This window comes from Candidatus Bathyarchaeota archaeon A05DMB-5, assembly GCA_019685655.1.
Classification (GTDB): domain Archaea; phylum Thermoproteota; class Bathyarchaeia; order Bathyarchaeales; family Bathycorpusculaceae; genus DSLH01.
The window spans coordinates 198,906-222,289 of sequence record JABFQP010000003.1; the positions used below are offsets into that span (position 1 = coordinate 198,906).

Annotated in this window: 25 protein-coding genes and 2 tRNA genes; 15 read left to right on the forward strand and 12 right to left on the reverse strand. The window is 42.0% G+C overall.

Annotated features, from left to right (window positions below; translation table 11 throughout):
* Positions 1-67 precede the first annotated feature (67 nt).
* Positions 68-1,576, forward strand: coding sequence for a histidine ammonia-lyase (gene hutH, locus HM003_05485; protein ID MBX5328790.1), 1,509 nt, complete (start codon positions 68-70; stop codon positions 1,574-1,576).
* A 13-nt stretch (positions 1,577-1,589) separates the two neighbouring features.
* On the opposite strand, the gene HM003_05490 is transcribed toward hutH, so the two are convergent.
* Positions 1,590-1,742, reverse strand: a tRNA-Tyr gene (locus tag HM003_05490).
* Positions 1,743-1,920: 178 nt separating this feature from the next.
* Here HM003_05490 and HM003_05495 point away from each other — a divergent pair.
* Genes HM003_05495 through HM003_05510 form a run of 4 tightly spaced genes read left to right on the forward strand, consistent with a single transcriptional unit; the run spans position 1,921 to position 5,306 of the window.
* Positions 1,921-2,436, forward strand: coding sequence for an ABC transporter permease (locus tag HM003_05495; protein ID MBX5328791.1), 516 nt, complete (start codon positions 1,921-1,923; stop codon positions 2,434-2,436).
* Between the two features lie 36 nt (positions 2,437-2,472).
* Positions 2,473-3,330, forward strand: coding sequence for an ABC transporter permease (locus HM003_05500; GenBank protein ID MBX5328792.1), 858 nt, complete (start codon positions 2,473-2,475; stop codon positions 3,328-3,330).
* Between the two features lie 10 nt (positions 3,331-3,340).
* Positions 3,341-4,327 carry an ABC transporter ATP-binding protein gene (locus HM003_05505; protein MBX5328793.1) on the forward strand — a complete coding sequence of 329 codons (987 nt, stop codon included), beginning with the start codon at positions 3,341-3,343 and terminating at the stop codon, positions 4,325-4,327.
* A gap of 1 nt (position 4,328) precedes the next feature.
* Positions 4,329-5,306 carry an ABC transporter ATP-binding protein gene (locus HM003_05510; GenBank protein MBX5328794.1) on the forward strand — a complete coding sequence of 326 codons (978 nt, stop codon included), beginning with the start codon at positions 4,329-4,331 and terminating at the stop codon, positions 5,304-5,306.
* A 414-nt stretch (positions 5,307-5,720) separates the two neighbouring features.
* Here the strand turns inward: HM003_05510 and HM003_05515 are convergent, their stop codons facing one another.
* From HM003_05515 to HM003_05525, 3 genes are all read right to left on the reverse strand, one after another.
* On the reverse strand, positions 5,721-7,109 hold the full coding sequence (locus tag HM003_05515; GenBank protein ID MBX5328795.1) for a hypothetical protein: 1,389 nt from the start codon (positions 7,107-7,109) through the stop codon (positions 5,721-5,723).
* Between the two features lie 202 nt (positions 7,110-7,311).
* Positions 7,312-7,418, reverse strand: a tRNA-Lys gene (locus HM003_05520).
* A 63-nt stretch (positions 7,419-7,481) separates the two neighbouring features.
* On the reverse strand, positions 7,482-7,853 hold the full coding sequence (locus HM003_05525) for a PadR family transcriptional regulator (protein MBX5328796.1): 372 nt from the start codon (positions 7,851-7,853) through the stop codon (positions 7,482-7,484).
* 158 nt (positions 7,854-8,011) lie between these two features.
* On the opposite strand from HM003_05525, the gene HM003_05530 reads away from it, so the two are divergent.
* From HM003_05530 to HM003_05545, 4 genes are all read left to right on the forward strand, one after another.
* On the forward strand, positions 8,012-8,917 hold the full coding sequence (locus tag HM003_05530; protein ID MBX5328797.1) for an acetamidase/formamidase family protein: 906 nt from the start codon (positions 8,012-8,014) through the stop codon (positions 8,915-8,917).
* Between the two features lie 171 nt (positions 8,918-9,088).
* A complete protein-coding gene (locus tag HM003_05535) occupies positions 9,089-9,688 on the forward strand; it encodes a CdvA-like protein (GenBank protein MBX5328798.1) in 600 nt (199 codons plus the stop codon).
* Between the two features lie 106 nt (positions 9,689-9,794).
* Entirely contained in the window at positions 9,795-10,892 is a 1,098-nt protein-coding gene (locus HM003_05540) for an acetoin utilization protein AcuC (GenBank protein ID MBX5328799.1), read from the forward strand.
* A gap of 140 nt (positions 10,893-11,032) precedes the next feature.
* Positions 11,033-11,605 carry a rubrerythrin family protein gene (locus HM003_05545; protein MBX5328800.1) on the forward strand — a complete coding sequence of 191 codons (573 nt, stop codon included), beginning with the start codon at positions 11,033-11,035 and terminating at the stop codon, positions 11,603-11,605.
* A 9-nt stretch (positions 11,606-11,614) separates the two neighbouring features.
* On the opposite strand, the gene HM003_05550 is transcribed toward HM003_05545, so the two are convergent.
* From HM003_05550 to HM003_05560, 3 genes are all read right to left on the reverse strand, one after another.
* Positions 11,615-12,133: an Lrp/AsnC family transcriptional regulator gene (locus tag HM003_05550; GenBank protein ID MBX5328801.1), complete on the reverse strand. Its 519-nt coding sequence runs from the start codon at positions 12,131-12,133 to the stop codon at positions 11,615-11,617.
* Positions 12,134-12,198: 65 nt separating this feature from the next.
* Positions 12,199-12,762, reverse strand: coding sequence for an NTPase (locus HM003_05555; protein ID MBX5328802.1), 564 nt, complete (start codon positions 12,760-12,762; stop codon positions 12,199-12,201).
* 6 nt (positions 12,763-12,768) lie between these two features.
* On the reverse strand, positions 12,769-13,617 hold the full coding sequence (locus HM003_05560; GenBank protein MBX5328803.1) for a peptide transporter: 849 nt from the start codon (positions 13,615-13,617) through the stop codon (positions 12,769-12,771).
* Between the two features lie 84 nt (positions 13,618-13,701).
* Between HM003_05560 and HM003_05565 the strand changes: the two genes are divergently transcribed.
* The 4 genes from HM003_05565 to HM003_05580 all read left to right on the forward strand — a co-directional run bounded on the left by HM003_05565 (position 13,702) and on the right by HM003_05580 (position 18,038).
* Positions 13,702-14,922 carry a tRNA (guanine(10)-N(2))-dimethyltransferase gene (locus tag HM003_05565; GenBank protein ID MBX5328804.1) on the forward strand — a complete coding sequence of 407 codons (1,221 nt, stop codon included), beginning with the start codon at positions 13,702-13,704 and terminating at the stop codon, positions 14,920-14,922.
* A 99-nt stretch (positions 14,923-15,021) separates the two neighbouring features.
* Positions 15,022-15,597 carry a hypothetical protein gene (locus tag HM003_05570; GenBank protein ID MBX5328805.1) on the forward strand — a complete coding sequence of 192 codons (576 nt, stop codon included), beginning with the start codon at positions 15,022-15,024 and terminating at the stop codon, positions 15,595-15,597.
* Between the two features lie 94 nt (positions 15,598-15,691).
* On the forward strand, positions 15,692-17,389 hold the full coding sequence (locus HM003_05575) for a methionine--tRNA ligase (protein ID MBX5328806.1): 1,698 nt from the start codon (positions 15,692-15,694) through the stop codon (positions 17,387-17,389).
* Between the two features lie 4 nt (positions 17,390-17,393).
* Positions 17,394-18,038: a CehA/McbA family metallohydrolase gene (locus tag HM003_05580; protein ID MBX5328807.1), complete on the forward strand. Its 645-nt coding sequence runs from the start codon at positions 17,394-17,396 to the stop codon at positions 18,036-18,038.
* A gap of 149 nt (positions 18,039-18,187) precedes the next feature.
* Here HM003_05580 and ftsZ read toward each other — a convergent pair whose 3' ends face one another.
* A complete protein-coding gene (ftsZ, locus tag HM003_05585; protein ID MBX5328808.1) occupies positions 18,188-19,306 on the reverse strand; it encodes a cell division protein FtsZ in 1,119 nt (372 codons plus the stop codon).
* Positions 19,299-19,454, reverse strand: coding sequence for a ribbon-helix-helix protein, CopG family (locus HM003_05590; protein MBX5328809.1), 156 nt, complete (start codon positions 19,452-19,454; stop codon positions 19,299-19,301). Before HM003_05590 ends, ftsZ begins: the two co-directional genes overlap by 8 nt.
* A gap of 207 nt (positions 19,455-19,661) precedes the next feature.
* Between HM003_05590 and HM003_05595 the strand changes: the two genes are divergently transcribed.
* Positions 19,662-20,951 (forward strand): tRNA (N(6)-L-threonylcarbamoyladenosine(37)-C(2))-methylthiotransferase, encoded by a 1,290-nt coding sequence (locus HM003_05595; GenBank protein MBX5328810.1) that lies wholly within the window; start codon positions 19,662-19,664, stop codon positions 20,949-20,951.
* A gap of 49 nt (positions 20,952-21,000) precedes the next feature.
* Entirely contained in the window at positions 21,001-21,261 is a 261-nt protein-coding gene (locus HM003_05600) for a translation elongation factor-like protein (protein ID MBX5328811.1), read from the forward strand.
* 34 nt (positions 21,262-21,295) lie between these two features.
* Here HM003_05600 and HM003_05605 read toward each other — a convergent pair whose 3' ends face one another.
* From HM003_05605 to HM003_05615, 3 genes are read right to left on the reverse strand one after another with little or no spacing between them, the layout of a single operon-like run.
* On the reverse strand, positions 21,296-21,649 hold the full coding sequence (locus HM003_05605) for a hypothetical protein (GenBank protein MBX5328812.1): 354 nt from the start codon (positions 21,647-21,649) through the stop codon (positions 21,296-21,298).
* A 44-nt stretch (positions 21,650-21,693) separates the two neighbouring features.
* A complete protein-coding gene (locus HM003_05610) occupies positions 21,694-22,446 on the reverse strand; it encodes an ABC transporter permease (GenBank protein MBX5328813.1) in 753 nt (250 codons plus the stop codon).
* Positions 22,443-23,381, reverse strand: a complete 939-nt coding sequence (locus HM003_05615) for an ATP-binding cassette domain-containing protein (protein ID MBX5328814.1) — start codon at positions 23,379-23,381, stop codon at positions 22,443-22,445. Before HM003_05615 ends, HM003_05610 begins: the two co-directional genes overlap by 4 nt.
* Positions 23,382-23,384 lie beyond the last annotated feature (3 nt).

A 23,384-nucleotide genomic window follows, 5' to 3' on the forward strand; every position in this document is an offset into this window, starting at 1 on the left:
TTATACCCTAAAGAATTAAAGTTTAGAAAGTTCCTATTCGTAATCGGAGATAATTATTATGCATAAAGTGCAAGTTGACGGGGAAACATTAACAATTGAGGATATCGTCAAGGTTGCACGAGAAAACGCCAAAGTAGTAATTCTAGAAGAAACGAAAAAGCGAGTAAAGAAAAGCCGCATGGTTCTGGAAAAACTGGTCAAAGAAAAACGCGTCATCTACGGCGTGAACACAGGTTTTGGAGCATTAAGCAACATAACAATTCAACCAGACAACATAAAACAGTTACAAATTAACCTCATCAGAAGCCACGCATCTGGCGTGGGAAAACCTTTAAGCACCGATGTGGTGCGCGCTTTAATGCTCTTACGTGCAAACACCTTAGCTAAGGGGCACTCAGGCGTGCGCCTAGAAACTTTAGAAACGCTTGTTGAAATGCTTAACAAAGGTGTGCATCCTATAGTTCCAGCTAAAGGTTCAGTTGGCGCCAGCGGCGACCTCGCGCCTTTATCCCACATGATTCTTGTGCTCATAGGCGAAGGAAAAGCCGAATACCAGGGCAAAACATTAAGCGGAAAAGAAGCTATGCAAAGGGCTGGAATAAAGCCAGTCCAGCTTGATTTCAAGGAAGGAATAGCGCTTAACAATGGCACACAATTGATGACAGCCATTGCAGCATTAATAGTTCACGATGCTGAAAACTTAATTAAAACAGCGGAAGTTGCAACCGCCTTATCGCTTGAGGCTTTGCTTGGAGTCTCAGACGCTTTTGACGAAAAAATCCATAATGTCAGACTGCACATCGGCCAAATGTTGACGGCAAAAAACATTAGAAAGCTAATTGCTGAAAGTCAGCTTGTCCAAACAGGAAACGAAGCAATGCAAAAGAGGCAGCGTCCCCATGACCCTTACAGTTTAAGGTGTGCACCACAAGTTTTGGGCGCCGCAAGAGACGCAATAGCCTATGCAAAAAAGATTGTGGAAACCGAAATTAACTCTGCAACAGACAACCCTCTAATCTTTCCCAAAGAAAAAGCTTGTCTCTCAGGCGGAAACTTTCATGGACAACCAGTATCCCTTGCAATGGACTTGCTTGGAATAGCATTAGCAATGGTTGGCAATATTTCTGAAAGAAGAATTGCAAGGCTACTTGACGACAAATTGAACAATGGTTTACCGGCTTTCTTAATCGCACCAGAAGCAAAAGCAGGCGTGAATAGCGGTTTTATGACTTTGCAGTACACTGCTGCAGCTTTAGCCTCGGAAAACAAGATTCTAGCGCATCCCGCCTGTGTAGATTCTATTCCAACGTCGGCGAATTATGAAGATTTTGTTAGTATGGGAGTAATAGCAGCAGAAAAAGCCATGCAGATTTTGGAAAACACAGAATACATTATAGCCATAGAACTATTATGCGCGGCTCAAGCAGCAGATTTTCGTGGACCAGAAAAACTCGGAAAAGGAACCAAGAAAGCATACGGTCTCATAAGAGAGAGCGTGCCAATGCTCAAACAAGACAAAGTGTTAAGCGAAGACATAGAAAAAATAAAACAGTTACTCAAAGAAACCAAATTTTAGCGAAAAAGAGACTTGGTCGGGCGGGCGGGATTTGAACCTGCGACACTCCGGTTTCTGTATGCTTGATAGGCTGGATGACACCCACCTTAAGTAGGCATCTACAGCGTCTCCGCCTGCTACACGTGTTAGCAAGCTCGGAAGCTCTACCAAGCTGAGCTACCGCCCGACCGAAATTTTAAGATGCAAATAAAGAGATTTATGCATTTCGTAGTCTGTGTAAAGCTTGCAAACCTTTATTATTGTCATCGTTGACTCTCACAGCAGCATTGTTGGGTTAAAATCTTATATACTCATTAAATTGACCTATATATCTGCGGTGAAATTATGAGAGAAAAAGCCCTGCAATGGATGCTCCTTTTGGATTAAACATAGGCGGTGTTAATCTCTCTACGGGTTTATACACTATTGACAGTCTTTTAGAGGGAAACATTTACAAGTTTGTGGAAAGTCTCCGGTATCTTTTTCTACCTTCATTAACCCTGGGTTTGGTGCTTTCGGGAGTTTTCATTAGGTTAACAAGAAGTAACATGCTAGAAACCTTGCGGCTTGACTTTGTAACAGCTGCAAGAGCAAGAGGGCTAAAAGAAAGGGTCGTAACCTACGGCTATGCTTTAAGAAACGCTTTTCTTCCCGTGCTGACCATGATGGGACTACAATTTGCAACGCTCCTCGGCGGAGCAATATTAACGGAAACCACTTTCTCTTGGCCTGGCCTTGGCAGATACATCGTTGACCGAATAAACTTCCGCGATTACACAGCCATTCAAGGCGCAGTTGTTGTTTTTGGAATTTTCGTCTCCATAGTCAGTTTGGTTGTTGATTTGCTTTATGCTTACCTTGACCCTCGAATACGCCTTTGAGGTGCAGAAATGAAAACGCCTGAAATTAAGAAAAGCATGCTTTCAAGAGTAATTCCAGGCTTAACTTCACTAAGTAAGAGGGGCTTAGCTGGGTGGCTTGTACTTTTTGGTGCAATCATAGTTACATCTATCATTGTGATGACGCTCATTGCCCCTTGGGTAAGACCTCACGATCCTTCTGCTATTGAGGTTGGTCCGCCTTTGTCTCCGCCTAGCTCGCAGTTTCCTTTTGGAACTACTGACATGGGAGGAGACATGCTCAGCAGAGTCATTTCAGGTGGTGGAATAATGCTTCAAGTTGCTGTATTGTCTGTGATTATCTGTTTGGCGGCTGGTGCTCCGCTTGGTCTGTTTTCATCGTACGTTGGAGGTATAACAGACCGTGTCTTCTGCCTTGTAATGGATAGTGTTTATGCGTTTCCAAGCTTGGTTTTGGCTATTGCGATAGCGGCGATGCTGGGAAAGGGTGTTGTTAACATGGCTCTTTCAATAGCCGTGGTTTATGTCCCTTCTTATTTCAGAGTTATTCGAAGTCAGGTGCTCAGTATAAAGGAAATGCCCTATGTAGAAGCAGCAAGGGCGGCTGGAGCTAAAAGTGGCACTGTATTGTTTCGTTACATTCTTCCAAATGTTGTTCCATCCATAGTTGTGATTTTGACAGTAAATTTTGCAGACGCCATTCTAACGGCTGCTGGACTAACCTTCATAGGTTTAGGCGTTCCCGTAGATGTTCCAGACTGGGGATGGGACTTAACAAATGGACGAAGACTTCTGAATAGCGGTGCATGGTGGGTGATAACATTTCCGGGTTTAATGATAATTCTTTTGGCTTTAGGCTTCACGTTCATGGGAGAAGGACTTAGTGAGCTTTTGAATCCGAGACTTGAAGATTAGGGTGAGAACGGTGGCTCAAGAATTGTTGAACGTGGACGCATTAACCGTGGAATACTGGGCTAAGCGGGGAAGAATACGCGCGGTAGAGGATGTTTCTTTTTCGGTAGGAAAAGCGGAAACACTAGGCGTGGTAGGCGAGTCGGGATGTGGAAAATCCACGTTAAGTTTATCTTTGGGCTTGCTGGTTCCCTACCCGGGTAGAATAACAAAAGGGCGAATAATTCTTAAGGACAAGGATATTTTGAAACTTAAAAAGAACGAGTTGCGGAACCTTAGAGGAAAAGAAATCTCCTATGTATTCCAAGACCCCATGACCTCTTTAAATCCAGTCAAAAGAATCGGCGCCCATTTTGTTGAACTTATCCAAACTCATGAGCCAAAAATAAGCAGCAAAGAGGCACTGGAACGAACAAAAAAATTTCTTGCAGATGTTGGGATTCAGCCAGAACGCGTAAACGATTATCCTCATCAGCTCAGTGGAGGAATGAGACAACGAGTAATGATAGCATTAGCAATGGCGCTTAATCCAAGCTTAATAGTCGCTGACGAACCAACAACTGCTCTTGACGTGATAGTCCAAGCCAAAATTCTAGACCTTCTCGATGCTCTAAGAAAAGCTTACGGTTTGACTCTTATCATAATAACGCATGATTTGAGCCTAGTCTTAGAAAGAAGCGACAAAATCCTTGTTATGTACGCTGGACACATGGTTGAGTACGCCCGCAGTGTAGACATCTACTCTAATCCTCAGCATCCCTACACGCAGGGACTCTTGAAGTCAATTCCAAATATTGAGCTCGCCGAACAAAAACTTGAAGCCATAGCAGGTTCCCCACCTGACATGCTTAATCTTCCAAAAGGCTGCCGTTTCTGGCCAAGATGTTATCGCGCAAAAGAAAGATGTCGCACGCAAGAACCTCCGCTAGTGGAGACTAACGCTGAACATTACGTTCGATGTTATGCTTATGAAGGAGTGAAAAAGCGTGAGCCAAAGTGACATTCTAAAAGTTGAACATCTAAAAAAGTATTTTCCAGTTGAGAAAAGCTTTCTTGAAAAACTTTTAGCACGCACAAAAAGTTTTGTTAAAGCAGTTGATGACGTAAGTTTTTCAATTCGTAGAGGAGAAGTTTTTACGCTTGCTGGAGAGAGCGGTTGTGGAAAAACGACAACAGGCAAATTAGTCGTACGGTTAATACCGCCTAGTTCTGGAAAAATTTTCTTCAACAACACAGAAACCACGACGCTTAATCCAGAGAAACTTAGAATACTTAGGAGAAAAATGCAAATCATATTTCAAGACCCCTATGCATCATTTAATCCTCGAATGAAAATTGGAGATGCCGTGGGACATCCACTTGAGATTCATGGATTAGCAAAACATCAAGAGAAAAGAAAAAAAGTCTTGGAAATGCTTGAACGCGTTGACCTTACTCCGCCGGAGCAGTTTGCAGACTTGTACCCGCACCAGTTAAGTGGAGGACAGAGACAACGGGCGGCAATAGCGCGCTCTTTGATTTTAGACCCAGAATTTATAGTTGCAGACGAACCAGTCTCCATGATTGACGTTTCTTTGAGAACAACAATCATCGATTTGATGTTGAAATTAAGAAAGGAATTAAACCTTACTTACCTTTTTATAACTCACGATTTGGCAATCGCTAAATATATTTCAGACAGAATAGCAATAATGTACCTTGGAAAAATTGTGGAAATGGGAGATAAAAAAGAGATTTTCTTCAATCCCTTTCACCCCTACACACAAGCTTTGCTTGCTGCTATACCAGTTCCAAACCCGGAAAGAAAACGAAAACCAATCGCGTTAAAGGGTGAAGTGCCCTCAGCGATAAACATACCTTCTGGATGTCGTTTTCACCCGCGTTGTCCACATGAAGAAAAAAGGTGTAGAGAGAAAGAACCAGAATTGATTGAGGTTTCGCCTGATCACTTTGTTGCTTGTCACTTAGTTGAAAAGTGAAGCCGCTTAAGAATATAGAAGTCAGGCGTAGAAGAATCTTGTTTTATTTTTAGTCATTAACATTTAGTAAGGTAAATGTTTATGCATTGTTTTTTGATGCACGCAACCAGAGAGCGCCTGAGACTATTATAAAGGCTAAGGTAACAAAGAAGAGAAACATCAACATTTTAACCGCATCTGCAGCAATTTCCTCGAACATTTTCTTAAGCCTTCCCACCAATACTTTTCGCTTTACTGCCTAAAAGCAAAGTTTCCAAAGCTGAAATGAGTGTGTAATAGGGTATATTTTGAGAAATGATATATGCTTGTGCATATAGCAAGGGTTTTATAAAAAAGAGCATTTATAAGGTATTCAGCCTAAGCGGGAAAGGAGAAGGCTTCCCTCATCACTTCTTTCTTCTTCTGTTCTAGAAATCAACGGATTCTCTTTCGCAGATCGTAACAGTAATACCAAGCGGTCCAGCCTCTGTAGAACGTGTCTTCTTTCTTCTTTTTTCTTCTGCGGTAAAGCAGAGCGAGAAGGATGATAAGTATTAATGCGAGTGGGAAGAGCAGATACCAGAAGAGTGCCCACCATGGGAAATATGCACCCGCCGCTATAGAATGATAGTAGGCTGTCGCGTTGTGAGGGGCGTTCATGAAAACTGTTATTGTGCGTGTTCCAGCGATTTGAGTGGTTTCGTCAACTTTCCAATAGTCAAAGTCGTATCCTTCAACAACCGGAGCTGTTAAGCTGACATTTTCAAATTGATCATACCAACCTTCCCCAAGAATCATCACAATACCTGAAGGAACCATGTTGACAGTCAAATAATACTGTACAATATAATGTGCTGTAACTGTATGATTTGAATTCATAATCACAGTGATCGAATTTGTTGCGTTAAATATCCCATCGACATCCCAGCATACAAACTTGTAACGCGTATTAGTGGTTATGGAAACATGTTCAGGAGCAACTAAGTTGACGTTAGACCCTTCATTATACCAGCCTTCGCCAGAAATTGTAACTATGTTAGGAGGATTAGTTCTCACAGCTAAATAATACTGCTTTTGTGGAGTGATAGTTAATTTTGTTGATATAGTAGGACAATAGGGAACCCCACCAATATCAAGTGGAGCAGTGAATGCGACTGCATAAATTGTTGCTTCTCCGATCATCGCAGTTAGCGGAACGTGCGAAGTTACATATGTGTAACTTTTTCCATGTTCAAAAACGTCATCGTTTTGAATATGCAATATTGGATAGTTCGCTATGTCTTGCATATCCACAGCAATTGTGGCGATTTTTGGTGTTAGGGCAATATTTTGGATTGTTAGATTGAAAACTATTGTTTCTCCTTGAGAACATGACGTTATGGGTTCCAATCTTGTATTTAAAGTGGATATTTCCGTTATTTCAATTATCCAGCCAACCTTGAAGGTTAAAGTATCTAATACCATGCTTCCTGCTATATCCACAGTAGCTATTACTGACCATACACCAAAAATTATCTCTTCACCATTTTCAGAGGGCCATGGAATTCTAAACAAGAAAGTTGCTATACCGCTCTCATTTGAGGCGCAAGTACCAGTTATCGTTATGTTTTGAAACGCGTTTATTGGATTCCTAACTTGAAAACCAACAAGTTTGTTGGATAATGGATTTTCATTGTAAGTTACTAGAGCGTAAAGAATAAGCAATTCTTGCGGTTGATATGCATCACTTGATTGGTTTAGTCCTCTTCCATCAAATGGCGCCTTGTCTGTAAAGACATCAATTTTTCTTTCGCCGCTTTCTGAAAAAGTAATTTTCGTGTTCATGGGTATTAATCCAAAAAGAAATACTGTAATTGTAAGCACCACAGCTAACTTTCTTATCTTAAAGTCCATCTCCAATCATGCATATAATTAATAGTGAATACTTTAACAAATATTCCGCAATCATGAATATTACTATAAAGGATGCGTTTTCCAAAAGTCACAACCACAAAAATTTAAAAAATAATGTCAACACGCCTTTAGACGGGCCCGCCGGGAACTGTCCCCTGAAAGGCACGAATCTTCCAAGTTTGAACCCGGGACCCCCGGGTTAAAAGCCCGGTGCTCTAATCCTTACTGAGCTACGGGCCCGCCAAGCTTTTAGAAGATGATTGAAGATGTTTTTTAGCATTTCGATTGTTTTGGTGTAAAAAATTAAGCGGTAGATTGAACTTTTAACAAGCCTGTTATGAAGTTTTTGATTTTGTCGTTTGCGTTGAGTACGGTGTCGATTGTTTTTCTGCCTTTGTCTGTGAGTTTGTAAACTCTTTTTCTTTCGTTCCATGTACCTTCGATTAGTCCGTTTCTTTCGAGAGAGTATAAGAGCGAGTAAACGGTGCCTGAGCTTACGAGGAGGTGGAATCTGTTGTGGATGAAGGAAATTACGTCGTAGCCGCTTAAGGGTCCGTTTCTCAGCTCAGCCAAAATGATTATGTCCATGAAGTTTTTGATTATTCTTTCGTGCATTTTTTTCAAAATTTTTCCTTCCAATCTTTCACCGCCAACAATGATTGTCAGGGCAGTCATGTTTATTCACATTTTAACATTTTAGGTTAGATATAAATATTTAAATTTTATTCGAATTCCGAATAAGAAGTTGAAACAGAATAAAACAAATTTAAACAGCAGAGTCCATAAACCTTTTATAAAAACTGCATGTTTACCCTAAATAAAAGGTTAACACCATGAAAAGAATATCAAACCGCAAGGTCATCTACAGCTTCTCACCGAAACACAAACCAGTAGCACACATCGACCTTAAAGAGAAAATTCTTCTCGAAACCCAAGATGCGTTTGGAAACCAAGTAAAAAGCGAAAATGCATCAATAGAAAAGCTTGACTGGACGAAAGTGAACGGTGCAACAGGACCACTCTACATCAACGGTGCAAAACCCGGCGACACGCTAATTGTGAAGATTGAAGAAATAAGGATGCCGGAAAAAGGCGTAATCGCAACGATACCGAAACAAGGAGCATTAAGAAATAAACATATCAAACCAACAATAAAAATCGTCCCAATCCAGAACGGACAAGTACATTTTGAAAACGGAATCAAAGTTAAAGCAGAGCCTATGATAGGCACGATAGGTGTAGCGCCCAAAACCGGCGAAATCCCAACAGGAACCTCGGGCAAACACGGCGGAAACATGGATGTAAAAGAAATAACTGCAGGTGCAAGGCTCTATTTGCCCGTTTTCGTGGAAGGTGCTCTTTTCGCGGCTGGAGACCTTCATGCGGTTCAGGCTGATGGCGAAGTCTGCGTTTCAGCGATTGAGATTTCTGGAGAAGTAATCTTAAGCTTTGACGTTCTAAAGGGAAAATGTCCTTCTTGGCCTGTTCTTGAAACGCGTGATAGTTATGCTTTTCTTGTTTGCGGTGATTCGCTTGATGAGGCTTCAGAGTTGGCTGTTGAAGCGGCTGTGGAAGGGTTAATGCGTGAGTATGGGTGGTCTTTTGAGAATGCCTACATGTTCGCTAGCCTTGTTGTTGATGTGAAGGTTAATCAGGTTGTTGACCCGAAAAAAGGCGTAAGGGCTGCTGTTCCGAAAAAGCTGGTTTCGATTGAGAGTTTATGCCATAAAAAATCGTAAAGAAATGTTTCAATAATCAATTATAAAAGACAGCCAGCAACAATCGATTTTTTTTAACGCAATTTTTCACTTAAAAGAGAAAATCTTCCCTTTTTAACAGTCAGCGATATATCTGCATGTTAACAAACGTTATCTCTTTCTTTCGCGGCTAAAACTGAACGGTGCTAATAATTGATTTCGTGGAAACACTCGTTTAAGCGATTAAGCGAAGAATATGAGATGGCGAAGAAAAAGAAGCAAGCTTTAGACAATTTATTGAACACTGGCAAAATTTCGCCGCCTACACATGAACTTTTCAACAAGGAAATCGACGCGACGGTGGAAGAAATTGAGAAGCAGCAGAGGGCTTTGCTGGAGAAAATGAACACTAAAATGATGGAGCTTGAAGAGCAAATCAAAACGTTGGAGATGTTTCTTGCAAACTTTGAAATTCAGCATGTGACAGGTGAGGTTGACGATGAGACTTATCAGCGTGAAATCAACCTTCTGTCTGTTGGGCTTGATACTGCAAGGAACGAGTTAGGCGCGGTTAAAGAAGCCATAAATCAACTTTCGACAAACACGTTGAACCTAACAGCGGATGTGAGTGTGCAAGAAAAAATTGAGCCACAATCTTCACAAAATATTGATGTACCCCAAGCTGAAATCAAAGTTGCCGAAGAAACTCCGCCAGTTGTGGAAATCAAAGAGATAACAACTTCCGAGCCTGCGCAAGAGCAAGCACAACCTACAGAAACTCAATCACAAACTGAAGAAAAACAAGAAGCGTAATAAACTAATAGATAACTTCGCTCCTTTTTTCTATCTAGTTAGCTTGGAATTTCAGAGTTTTTTATATATTTTAACGTGTGTTTATTTTTCCGAGAGTGCATAATGGTTGATTGACAAAGTGATGATGACTTTTCACGAGAAATTTAGGCAGTATGATTTGGGCGAAGGGCATCCTTTTAGAGGTGACAGATTCGCCAATGCTATGAAGTTTTTTGAGAATCAAGGTTTGTTTAAGCTTTCGGAAATTGTTCTAGTTGAACCTCAACCAGCATCGAGGGAAGAGTTGTTAAGGGTTCATGATAAGGGTTATGTGGATTTGATTTTTCGTTTGGCAACGGAGAACACGCCTTATGATGTTGAGACGCCTGTTTCGCCGGAGATTTTGGAGGCTGCACTGTTAATTGTTGGTGGTGCGATTCGTTGTGGAAGAGCTGTTTTTGATGGTGAAGTGAAACGTGCAATTTCCGTGGGTGGCGGTTATCATCATGCAGGACGCAATTATGGCGGTGGTTTCTGCATATTTAATGACGTGGCTGTTTTGGTTGAGCATTTGAGAGCTAATTATAATGTTAAGCGTTTTTTAATATTGGATTATGATGTGCATTTTGGAAATGGCACAAGCGACATTTACTATCATGACCCAAGCGTGCTGTACATTTCTTTGCACCAAGACCCAAGGACGATTTATCCGGGAACAGGTTTTGTTGAACAGATTGGAGAATATGCTGGGGAGGGTTACAATATTAACGTGCCTTTACCGCCGAGGACAAGTGACAACACATACCTTTATGCGTTGAATGAAGTTTTTGTGCCGTTAGCAGAGGAGTTTGAGCCTGAAATAATAATTGCAAATGGCGGAAACGACCCGCACTTTGCTGATATGCTTGGAGATTTGAATTTGACTGTGAAGGGTTTTTTTAGAATTTCGCAGTTGATTAGGGAAACGGCGGACAAGGTTTGTGGTGGAAAGGTTGTTTTGATTCCTGGAAGTGGTTATAACCCGCAGGTTTTGCCGATGTGTTGGTATGCGCTTGTTGCTGGAGTGGTTGGTTTGAAGGAGATTTGCGTGGAAGATTCTTTTCCGCTACCGAAAGAACCGCCATATTGTATTAGGGTGGTTGAGAGGACAGTTGATGAGTTGAAGAGGTTGTTGCGTAGGTATTGGTCGTGTTTTGGCGGTTTTGGGTTGAATGTTGTTCCTTGAGTTTTTGTTTGTGTGCTCTGCGCAGCTATACCCCCCTTATTTATAGGTTGAATTTTTGGTTGATTTTGGGCGGTTTTGGGGAACTCTTTTATGAGTGTTGCGTGTAAATTATATGAGTCATAATGGAGGTTAGGCATTAGATGGAATTGAAAGGTAGCAGAACGGAGAAGAATTTGTTGGCGGCTTTCGCTGGCGAGTCGCAGGCTAGAATGCGCTACACCTTCTTCGCCAGCGTTGCGAAGAAGGAAGGTTACGAGCAGATTTCGGCGATTTTCACAGAAACCGCGGACAACGAGAAAGAACACGCTGAGCTTTTCTTTAAGTTCTTAAAAGGCGGCTTGGTGGAGATTACTGCAGCCTATCCAGCAGGCGTTATTGCCTCGACAGCGGAAAATTTGCGGGCTGCGGCTGAAGGCGAAAAATACGAGTGGGGCACGCTTTATCCTAATTTTGCAGAGATTGCCGAAGAGGAAGGTTTTCCAGAGGTTGCAAGAACTTTTCGGAATGTTGCGAAGGTTGAAGAGTATCATGAGAGACGATATAGAAAATTGTTGGAAAATGTTGAGCTTGGCAGAGTTTTCAAAAGAGAAAAGCCAGTGATGTGGAAGTGTCGAAACTGTGGATACGTGATGGAAGGCAAAGAAGCGCCAGAAAAATGTCCGGTTTGCGACCACCCGAAAAGCTACTATGAGCTTTGGACAGAAAACTACTAAAAACATTTTTTATTTTTCTTGTTGCTGCATTTCTGCTAAATATTTCAAGTGAAAGGGTTTCACCAGTTCTTTTCCCCGAAGATTCACAAGAACGGATTGAATGTCCTCGGTGAACTCTCCCATTTCAAGCCTATAATCCCGCATGAACTCGTCATATTCTGGGTAACTCTTGTGAAGAGAAATCATGAAGGAATCAACGCCCATGCCTCTGCAAGCGCCAGCCATGATAATGTTGTTTTGATTCTTAAGCCAATCCAAAGCTCTTTTTCGAGTGGCTTCATAGTGTTCTTTTGATGCGATAGCAGACTTAATCTTGACTAGGGTAATCGCGAAAATTTCAAAGCCAAGCTTATTCCATTTCGGAATCGCAGTGTAACCATCAATAAACTCTTTTTCTAGAATGGCTCTTTTCCGCGTGACGGTCGGCTGAGATATTCCCAAAACTTTAGCTAACTGTCGGTCACTGCGTTTAGAATCTCTCATTAACTCTAACAGAAGCCTATAATCTGACGGCTTAAGGTTCGCCATAATATCGCACCTCATTGTTAATGCATTGTCTCAATTTTTATGTCTTGCTAATCGGAAACTTGATTTTAGGTATTTTCTAGAAATTTGACTGCTTTTTCAAGTATTACCTCGTGTAGGTTTCCTCTGTTCTCAAAAGTGACCACATGCACTTCTGCGTCTTCTCTGCTTCTAATCTCATTTATCAGTTTGTCCCGTGCCTTCCAATGAATTATGCCAACCACAAGCTTTTTACTTTCAGTAGCCCGCTTAACCGCTTCCCTAAACCGTTCAGAAAACAACTCCATCGGTCCAACCTCATCAACAGCAACCACATCCAAACCCTCAACAGCCCTCAAAATCGCAGCAACGCCCACACCGTCAAGGTCTTCCAAGTTCACGCGGTACTTGCCAACCCTTGGACCACTAGGCTGATTAACATGCGCAAGCCACCCACGCTCGCCACTGCTCAAATCCAAAATTTCAAAACCAACCCGTGTACCGCAAGAGCGAACTTCACGACTTAACATTCCACCGACACGGTAGCCTCTAGCTTTCAACGCCTCAACAATCTTCAAAAGAACACTTGACTTACCAACACCCGGACTGCCAGTTAAAAGCAAAACTCGTTTCTGCAACTTAACCAGCTTCAAAACACCTTAAGAAAGATTCGTAAGCAAAGATGACATGCCCGCAGCAGCAAGCACCAACAACTCAAACGTCTTATACGCGTCAACCATACTCTTCGCCGTGTATTCCACACTCAACCCGTCAACCCGCTTAACTGAAGGCAACAACCCTGCTACATCCGCAAAGTGACTCGCCAAAAAAGTAACACGCGACTTCACAGGCTTACCAGCAACCAACAACTTAACCTTCTTACGCTTAAAGTTAGCTACAGCCTTATCAACAGCCTTTCTCAATTCACTCTCAATTTTCGCCATTCCTGGACTTTTAGCGGAAACTCTACTCAGAGAACGCTTCAAAGCCACAGTTTCAACCCAAGGCGCATACTTCTTAACATCATCCTCTAACAGTTGAGCGTCACCTGCAACCAGTATTACTGGAACCTTAAAGTCACCCGCAGCGTAAGCATTAAAGAGAAACTCACTAACCTCAACACCATTAATCTCTAACTTGTTAATACTTCCGCCACTGTAAGTATGGTCAAACGAAGACTTCGCCGTTCCAAACTTAGAATGATAACCAAGAAAAACAGCAACATCACACCCTTCAACACCCGCAACCATACTCAACGGACGCGGAAAACCCCGGATAATCTCCACATACTCCGGCAAATCCTCAACATGAACATTAACCATCGGACCATGACTGTCAGCAACAACAACCTCGTCAAAACCCTCCTTATGCAACTCATCAACAACCACAAGCGTAACTTTAGTAGCAATCTTCCTAGCCTCCCCATACAAACTACCCTTCAAATTCAAATGCCCCGGAACAACAACATACGGCATGCCTTCCATATCAACCGAAACAAACGCTTTCATACACTCACTCTCACGCGCTACACATCTACACAAAACGCATTAAAATATTTCGATCCCCAAATACTCTCGGAGAAAAACAAGAACATGAAAAAAACAAACGCCACCATAGACTTTCCAACAGAAACAATCCAAGAAGGCAAAACCAAAATCACCGTTCCAAAACTCAAAGCCTTCATAAAACAACCCTCAGACTACGCACCCTCAAAAGCTCCAGTCTTCTACAACCCAATCATGGAACTCAACCGCGACATAGCAGTCCTAGCCTTACAAGCCTACCAGAAAATAGCAAACCGAGAAATCTCCGTTTGCGAACCTTTAACCGGCTGCGGCATAAGAGGAATACGCTTCGCAAAAGAAGTCAAAGGCGTAAAAAAAGTTCTGATAAACGACATCAACGACAAAGCCGCCCAACTCGCCAAAATCAACGTGCAAAAAAACAAACTAGACAAACGCATCACAGTCAAAAACGAAGATGCAAACTTTCTCCTCGCACATTACTCCGAACCACACAAAAGATTCGACGCCATAGACATAGACCCGTTTGGCTCGCCAGTGCCCTACCTAGACCCTGCAATCCGCGCCTTACGCAACAACGGACTCTTAGCCTTAACAGCAACAGACATGGCGCCACTCTGCGGAGTCCACCCAAAAGCCTGCATACGCAAATACGGCGGAAAACCACTACGCACAGAATACTGCCACGAACTAGCCGTTAGACTGTTAGCTGGATGCTTAGCCACGATAGCCGCAAAACACGACATAGGCATGCAAGTAATTTTCAGCCACAGCGCAAACCACTACGTACGCGTATACGCAACAATAAACTACAGCGCAAAAAAAGCTGACGAAAGCATAGAAAAAATGGGCTACATACTCCACTGCTCCAAATGCTTCCACAGAGAAACCACAAAAGGACTATTCAAAACAGACCAGCTTAAATGCAGTGAATGCGGCTCAAAAATGAACTTCGCGGGACCATTATGGCTAGGAAAACTAGCAGACCAGCAATTCTGCGAAACAATGAAAAACGAAGCCAGACGCAAAGTTTTGAAAACAGGAGGAAAAATAGCAAAAATTCTAAATCTAATAAGCAAAGAAGCAGACGCACCACCGACATACTATGTTCTTGACAAAATATGCGACAAAACGGCGCTTCCAGTCCCATCAACAGAAAAAATAATCGAAACCCTAAAAGAAAAAGGATTCAAAGCGTTGGCAACCCATTTTAACACAAAAGGAATCCGAACCAACGCCAACGCTTCAATTTTGACGAAAATTGTTGAAGAATTTTTTAGAAAAATTTAGTCAGCCCATAACAATGACTCTCGTCAAGTCGGACACCGATTCCAACGTGACAAATTTTAAATATCAACAATATTATCAAGTTTGAAAGGGTGTTCATAATTGAAAGAAAAACTTTTGTTATCAGCCTTAATGGCAACACTGATAGCATTATCTTTTGCGTCTTCCGTTAAAGCTGCCGCCAGCATAGAAATTTACGGCTACGTGGACAAACCCCAATACAAACCAGGCGAACAAGGAAACTTGCGCATCTGGATATACAACGACGGAACAGAAGACATCACCATAAAAAGCATCACTGTGGAATATCCATGGCACGACGCTTACGTATGGGAAGGAAACGAAACAATCAAAGATATACAATACCCAACCATCGACGCAGGCGAAAACCGAAGCTTTACACTAACATTCACTGTGCCCACAGACGGCAGAGCAATCGCTTCCGGCATCTCAAACATAAAAGTGCGAACAGTGACCGATAAGATAACCGAAACAAAGAACATTCCAATCAGCATAGCAAGCACGCCAGCTCCGATGAGCATTCAAGACATGGATAAACTGATAACATTGTTCACAATACTAACCGTGTTAATAATCGTCTGCACAATAATAATAGCCTCCACCATATTTCTATCAACACGCAAACCACAAGTGACATGGAAAACAACAGAAGAATAACAACAGCAAACTTCCCCCAACATTTTTCTCCATTTATCTTTAAGTAATAGAATTAACAAGAGGATAACAGCTTAAATGAAAATTTGGAGGTGCCGTGAAACTCGGAAAAGTCGTAGTCACATGCGCTTGGCCCTACGTGAACTATCTCCCACACTTGGGCACGCTAGTGCAAGTCTTATCAGCAGACGTTGCCGCTCGATACTATCGCTTGAAAGGCGAAGAAGTAGTGATGGTAAGCGGTTCAGACGAGCATGGAACTCCAATAGAAGTGGAAGCGATAAGACAGGGAATTTCGCCGAAACAATTAACAGATAAAATGCACGCGAAAGTTGTTGAACTATTCAAGAAATGGGGCTTCTCATTCGACAATTACACCCGAACAGAAAATCCCGTTCACATAAAATTCGTGCAAGACCACCAAAGAAAAGTCTACAACAACGGTTACATCTTCACACAAGAAACAGAAATGCTCTACTGCACAAAATGCAGTCGCTTCTTACCAGACAGATTCGTCGAAGGAAAATGCCCATACTGCGGATACGAACCAGCCCGCGGAGACCAATGCGATTCCTGCGGAAGACTACTAGAACCCCTACTGCTAATCGAACCCTACTGCGTAATATGCAAAAGCAAACCAGTCATAAAAAAGACAAAACAATGGTATTTTGACCTGCCAAAATTCTCAGAAAAACTTGCCAACTACATCAGCAAAAACAAACAATTACCACTCAACGCTAGAAACTTCAGCCTAAACCTCATAAAAGAAGGATTAAAACCAAGAGCCATGACAAGAGACGTTGAATGGGGAATCCCAGCGCCGTTTCCAGGAGCAGAAGGCAAAACCTTCTACGTCTGGTTTGAGAATGTTTTGGGCTACATTTCAGCAACGATAGAATACTTCAAAAAGCGTGGAGAACCAGAAAAATGGAAGGAATACTGGTTCAAAAAGGACACGCGCACCTTGTATTTCATTGGAAAAGACAACATTCCCTTCCATGTGATAATCTTTCCAGCATTGCTATTGGCTTCTGGAGAGGACTATGTCTTGCCATGGAATGTGCCTGCAACCGAATTCCTCCAGTTCAAAGGCGAGAAAGCCTCAAAAAGCCAGAGAATCGGCATATGGATAGACGAAGCCCTAGAGCTTTTCCCAGCAGACTACTGGCGTTACTTTCTAATGGCAACAAGACCAGAAACCAAAGATTCAAACTTCTCATGGGAAATATTCATTGAAAAAGTAAATGCTGACCTAAACGACACATTCGGCAACTTCATCCACAGAACCCTAACTTTCATACGCACCCAATTCGACGGAAAAATTCCACAACCAATAACCTTAAGCCAAGATGACCAACAAATTCTGAAAACTCTCAGAGAAAAAGTCAAAACACTCGCAGAGGAAATCGAAGACTGTAAACTGCAGTCTGCCACTAACACGCTAATAAGCATCAGCCGCATAGGAAACCAGTATCTTAACGAGAAAGAACCATGGAACCTCATCAAGAAAAACAAAGAAGAGGCTGCAAACATCCTTTACGTTGCAGCGCAAATTGTCAAAGCCTTATCCATAGCCTCAGCGCCTTTCATGCCATTCACCGCACAAGAAATCTGGAAAACCCTTAACCTACCAGGAAACGTGTATGAACAAAACTGGGATGAAACCCTAAAACCCTTACCAACAAACCATGAAATAGCCAAACCCAAACCATTATTCAGAAAGATAGAGGCTGACGAAAAAGAACTGGATGAGATGTTAGAGAAAGCCAGAGAACGCCTAGGAAAGACTGCGTGAAACTTTGCAGTTAAAAATCGACCTTCACGTTCACACACACTATTCCTACGACTCCTCAATCACGCCAGAACAGCTCGTTTTCTACGCTAAAAAACGCGGATTAAACGGCATAGCAATAACAGACCACGACAGAATCAACGGCGCCCTAAAAATAGCCAAAGAAACCGACTTTTTAATTATTCCTGGAATTGAAATTTCAAGTTTGAACGGACACGTCCTAGGGCTTAATGTTCAAGAATTCATTCCATCAAAACTCAGCGTAGATGAAACTGTGGATAAGATACATGAGACTGGCGGCATTGCAGTGGCATGTCACCCAGCAACTTTCTTTAAAGGAAGCTTGGGGAAACACACGAATTCAAAGTTTGACGCAGTGGAAGTGATTAACGCTTCTGCCTTCCCATTCAAATATTCCGTTAAACATAGTAAAGAAATTGCTTTGCGCCTAGGAATTAGCCAAGTTGCTGGCAGCGACGCCCACTATGCTCCAGAAATCGGCTGCGCATACACGATTATTAACGCTGAATTACAGATTGATAAGATAATGAGAGCAATAAAAAAGGGGTTATGTGAACCCTTGGGCAGTGCAATACCGTTAACAATGAGATTGAAAAGAGAGATTCTGTCCTTGAAAAGAAAATTACGTTAATAATTCACTGCTCTTTAATAAGTGAGAATATTCTATTCTCTACTCATATATTTTGTAACAAGCTTTAGAATTGTAGATTTCTTGTCTCCGTGGAAAAATGGGATTTACCGAATACCTTTTGGGCGCGTATTCATAAAAAGAGAGAAAAGTCAGAGGAAGTTTTCCATTTGATAGAGATTCAAATTCAAGCCAAGTTTCTTTTCTGGCTCCGCGTAGGGTTCAAGATTGAAAAGTTGAGGCGCGATTGTTCCGAATCCGCTTAGAATATGCGGCGAGTTCACGCCAGTCATCACAAGCGTGACTTTCAGTTTGCCGTCTTGCTCTGGGTTGACTCTTGCTCCCCATATTACCAAAGCATTAGTGTCCATCATTTCAGTAACGATTTCGCCTACACGGTTTGCCTCTTCAATTGTCATATGCGCGTCGCCAGTCACGTGAATTAAGGCTCCGGTTGCGCCGGCATAATCCACATCAAGCAGTGGACTTCTTAGAGCGTTTCGCACGGCTTCTTCTGCCCTGTTGGGCGCGTCAGATTCGCCTACTCCTACAACGGCTACTCCGCCTCGTTTAACAATGGTTTTGAAGTCTGCGAAGTCAAGGTTTATGAGGCTTGGGGCTGAGATTGTTTCGACGATGCCTTTAATCATGTTTGCTAAAACTTGGTCTGCGATTCTGAAGGCTTCGTTTATGGGTAACTGTGGCACGAGTTGCATTAGCTTGTTGTTATCTATTACGACCACGGTGTCGCAGTTTCTGCGCATTTCAGTTAACGCCGCGGCGGCATATTCGATTCGACCCTTCTCGATTCTGAAGGGCGTAGTTACAACGCCCACAGTTATTGCACCTTTTCGCCTTGCAATTTCCGCGATAACTGGCGCGGCGCCAGTTCCAGTTCCGCCTCCCAAACCAGCAGTTATGAAAACTATGCCTGCGCCAGAAAGCAAATCTTCAATGCGTTTCTTAGATTCTTCGATTGCTGCTCTTCCAAGCGTTGGGTCGCCACCAACACCGAGTCCCTTAGTGAGTTTTTCACCTATCAGGATTTTTTGATGTCCTCTTGACGCAGTGAGGTGAAGCGCATCTGTATTTATCGCTATGCATTCAGCGCCTGTTATTCCCATCTCCATCAGTCGCGAAACAGTGTTATTTCCAGCTCCGCCAACTCCGACTACTACAATGCGGCAGTTGCTAGACTGCAGAACCTCCTCAGCTGTCATGCCTTGCCACGCGTACTTAAGCGCATGTTCTGCGGGTTGCATTTTAGCCAACCTTTTTCCACCGCATAACTTCATCGTTAATTAAGTCACGGATAGCTACGCGAATTGCTTCTGCACGGTTTGGGTAAAACTTTTCATTCACGAGGTGGTCTAAAGCTTTAATATAGGGTTCGGGTAAATACAGTGTGATTAACTTCAATTCATTTCTCCCTCCGGGTAAGCAACAGAATTAGGGTTACAAGTTATACTTCTTCATAATATGATATAAATATGCCTTAAATATGTTCGTTCTTTTATATTTAAGCATTCTTTATGACCTGTTTCAGATTTCTGTAAATTCCAGCAGTTGGCAACCTCTATGTTTTTATTTCTTGTTAAAGCATTTAATGTATCGCGATGAAGTGGCATGCGCGTTTTCGTTAAGAGTTTCGGGTGCTCAACAAATTTAGCGGACGGTGAGGTTTTGGCGGGTTGTTTAGCGGAAGCTGGTTATGCGTTGGTGAGCGATTTCTCAGAGGCAGATATCATTGTCTATAACACTTGCGCTGTTAAAGGACCCACGGAAAGCCGCATGATTGAAATGCTAAGAAGAGTCCCGAAAAGCAAGAAGCTGATTGTTGCTGGATGCTTGCCATTAATTAATTTTGAACGGTTATGCAGAGAAGTACCTTTTGACGGGGTCGTCGGACCAGCAGCAGGCAACGCAATCGTTAAGGTTGTTAAGCAAGTTTCAAATGGTAAAAGAACCGTTTTCTTGGAAGATGCGTTGAAGGCTAAACCAAGCTTGAATCTTCCATGTGTACGAATTAATCCGGTCATAGGCATCATCCCAGTAAACTATGGCTGTTTAGGTTCATGCGCTTATTGTTGTGTGGTTTTTGCAAGAGGACGCTTAAGGAGTTATAGTGTTCAAGAGGTTGTTGAAAGAGTGAAAAGAGACCTCGCCAGTGGAGTTAGAGAGTTTTGGCTTACTTCGCAGGATACGGCTTGTTATGGAAGAGACATTGGCACGAATCTTGCAGAACTTCTTGAAGCCTTATGCACTGTTGAGGGAGACTTTAAAATTCGCGTGGGCATGATGACCCCCAACCTGGCAATGGACATGCTAGAAGATTTAATTCGCGCTTTCAAAAACGAGAAAGTCTACAAGTTTGCTCATATACCAGTACAAAGCGGCGACGACCAAATCCTTAAGCGCATGCGAAGATTCTATTCAATCGAAGAGTTCAAGAAAATTGTAAACGCTTTCCGTGCAAGTTTTCCACAGATGACTGTAGCTACTGATGTGATTTGTGGTTTTCCAGGCGAAAGCGGAGAAGCTTTTGAGAAGACCTTGCAGTTAATTGAAGAGGTTAAGCCTGACATCGTGAATGTTTCAAAGTTTTTTGTAAGACCCAGAACGGTGGCGGCTGAAATGCAAGCGGATTTTGTGTCTTTGGGGGAGATTAAACGCAGAAGTAGCGAAGCAGCTAAGGTAGCGAGAAAAGTTGCTTTTGAGAAAAATCAGCGCTGGGTTGGCTGGGAGGGCGAAATTCTGGTTAATGAGATGGGTAAGGTTGCTGGTTCTTGGGTGGGACGTAATTTTGCATACAAACCCGTTGCCGTAAAAGGCAATGGCAATCTGCTCGGAAAGAACTTGCGCGTTAAAGTTGTGAGAGCTTTTTCAACGCACTTGGAAGGCGAAATTTTTGAATAAATTATTTATGTAAATACTACTCTTATTGTGTTTTTAGGAGATGCGATGCTTGAGTGAAGAAGAGGTTGTTGAGGTTGGGCGTGTAACTCATTTCTTCCCAAAAATCAGCGTGGCGGTTATTGAGCTTACTAAACCCTTGTCTGTTGGCGATACCATACTCATTAAGGGACCTACAACAGATTTCGAGCAAGTTGTGGAGTCCATGCAGATTGAACATAAAAACGTTCAGCAAGCCAAAGCAGGACAGAGTATAGGCTTGAAGGTTGCAGAGCGAGTCAGAGAAAAAGACATGGTATACAAGAAACTTTAGCATTTCTCCTCTTATTTTTCCATTCATTAATCTCTCATTCAACAGGTTCTTCCCAATCTGTTTGGCAGCCATTCTCAGGAATTAAGACGATTGTTGTTTCGTTTGGCAATGGCATTAAAGGATTTTCTCTTACGTTTAAAAATGTGGATTTAGCATAGGCGTGAATTGCCACTTGATTATAGAATCTGTTCCTGTGAGGGTTATAGACCATGTGGAGTAAACTTTTGTACTTTTCGATTGGAAACTTGCTTGCTTTCTCTTTTATTTCTAAATCAACAGCCTTAATGACATCGATTATGGAAGCATTATCACCCAAAATAAGCCGAAGACCATCGGGGAAGACTTTGCTGATTTCTCGTTGACGAATGAATATTACAATTGTTTTCATCTGCGCATTATTCTAAGTCGAAAGGCATATTTTTGTATATCGTATTAACTTAATCTCTTGGTTAAAGTTCTTTCATGTAATTTTATTGCAGCAAACATGAATATGGACGCAAAAATCAAAATCATTATGTAATCCAGCATTATTGGATAGTATCCCTTATCCATGATAAATTGTCGGGCTAAGTCTGTGAAATACGTCAAAGGAGAAAAGGAAGCTATAATTCTTCCCCACTCTGGTAGTTGCTCGATTGGTATGAAGACACCACTTATGAATACTAAGGGAAATTTAACTAGAGATGACAACATCATGGATGTAGCTGGAATATCTGTTGGTGGATAAGCTGAGAGAAGAACACTTAAAGCTGAGAAACACAAGTTTGCAGTAACTAATCCTAAAAGCAAAGCTACAAAGTTCAATAGTCCCACGTTGAAAGTCAAGAGGAGAATAAGCGGAAATATAGATATGACGAGCCCAAAAATGAATGACGCTAGCATATCTCCAACTATTATCGTCCAAAAGGCAACAGGACAGCATAAGAGCCTCTCGAGGGTTTTTGACCGGGTTTCCCAAGGCACAATAGAAGGCCCAACAGAAGTTGCTGTAAAAAACGTGGTCATACCGATTATTCCAGGCAAAACTTCTCTTAAAGGTATGTTTCGCCCGATAACGTAAGCCAAAGCCAAAAACAGTGGGAATACAAGCCCGAAAATAATGACTGGCCCTTTTGAATAGTAAATTTTGATGTTCTTTTTCGCTATGACGAAAGAACGCTTAAATTGTTCTGTGAATTGACTTATTTTAAAGCAACCTCCTTTTCTTTAATGAGTTTTATGAAAACGTCCTCCAGCGAGGGCATCATAGTATTTAAGCTCAAAATTCGTATACCTTTTTGTTTGGCGAAATCCGCCAAAAATTCAATCACAGCGGATGGGTTGGCAGTAGAGATTCGTAATTTGTTTCCTGCAAAAAAAGCTTTTTTTACGTTTGGATTTTCTGAAAATATTTGGAGGTCTACTGGTTTATCTAAAATGACCTCAATGTATTGGAGTTCCATACTTTGAATTCTTAAGTTCTCAGGCGTGTCTATAGCCGCTATTCTTCCATGGTTGATTATCGCTATTCTATGGCAAAGCTGGTTTGCTTCTTCCATGTTGTGAGTTGAAAGGAAAACAGTCTTCCCTTCCTTGTTAAACTGTGTAATTTTCTCTCTCAAAACTCTTGCACTTTCAACATCAAGCCCAGAAGTAGGCTCGTCTAGAAAAAGCACCTCTGGGTCGTTTACTAAAGCCATACATAACAAAAGCCTTTGCTTCATTCCTTTCGAGAAGCCTTTAACAAGCTTGTTCTTAACTTCATATAATCCGAATTCTTTCAAAAGTTGAATGGTGTTCTCTTGAATTTTTGATTTTGGAACGCCATAAAGCTTTCCTATTAATGTCAAGTTTTCCCACGCTGAGAGATCTATGTAGGCGTTTGAGACTTCTGGGACGATTCCAATACGTTGTTTGGCTTCGATTGGGTTTTTCAAAATGTCATGATTGGCTACAGATGCTTTTCCCGTATCAGGTTTTATTAGTCCTGTCAAAATTCGGATAGTTGTGGTTTTGCCCGCTCCATTGGGTCCAAGAAATCCGAAAATTTCGCCCTTTTTAACTTCAAAATTTATATGGTCAATTGCGGTTACATCCTCGTAGTGTTTTGTTAGATTCTTAACTTCTATTGCAAAATTCATTGT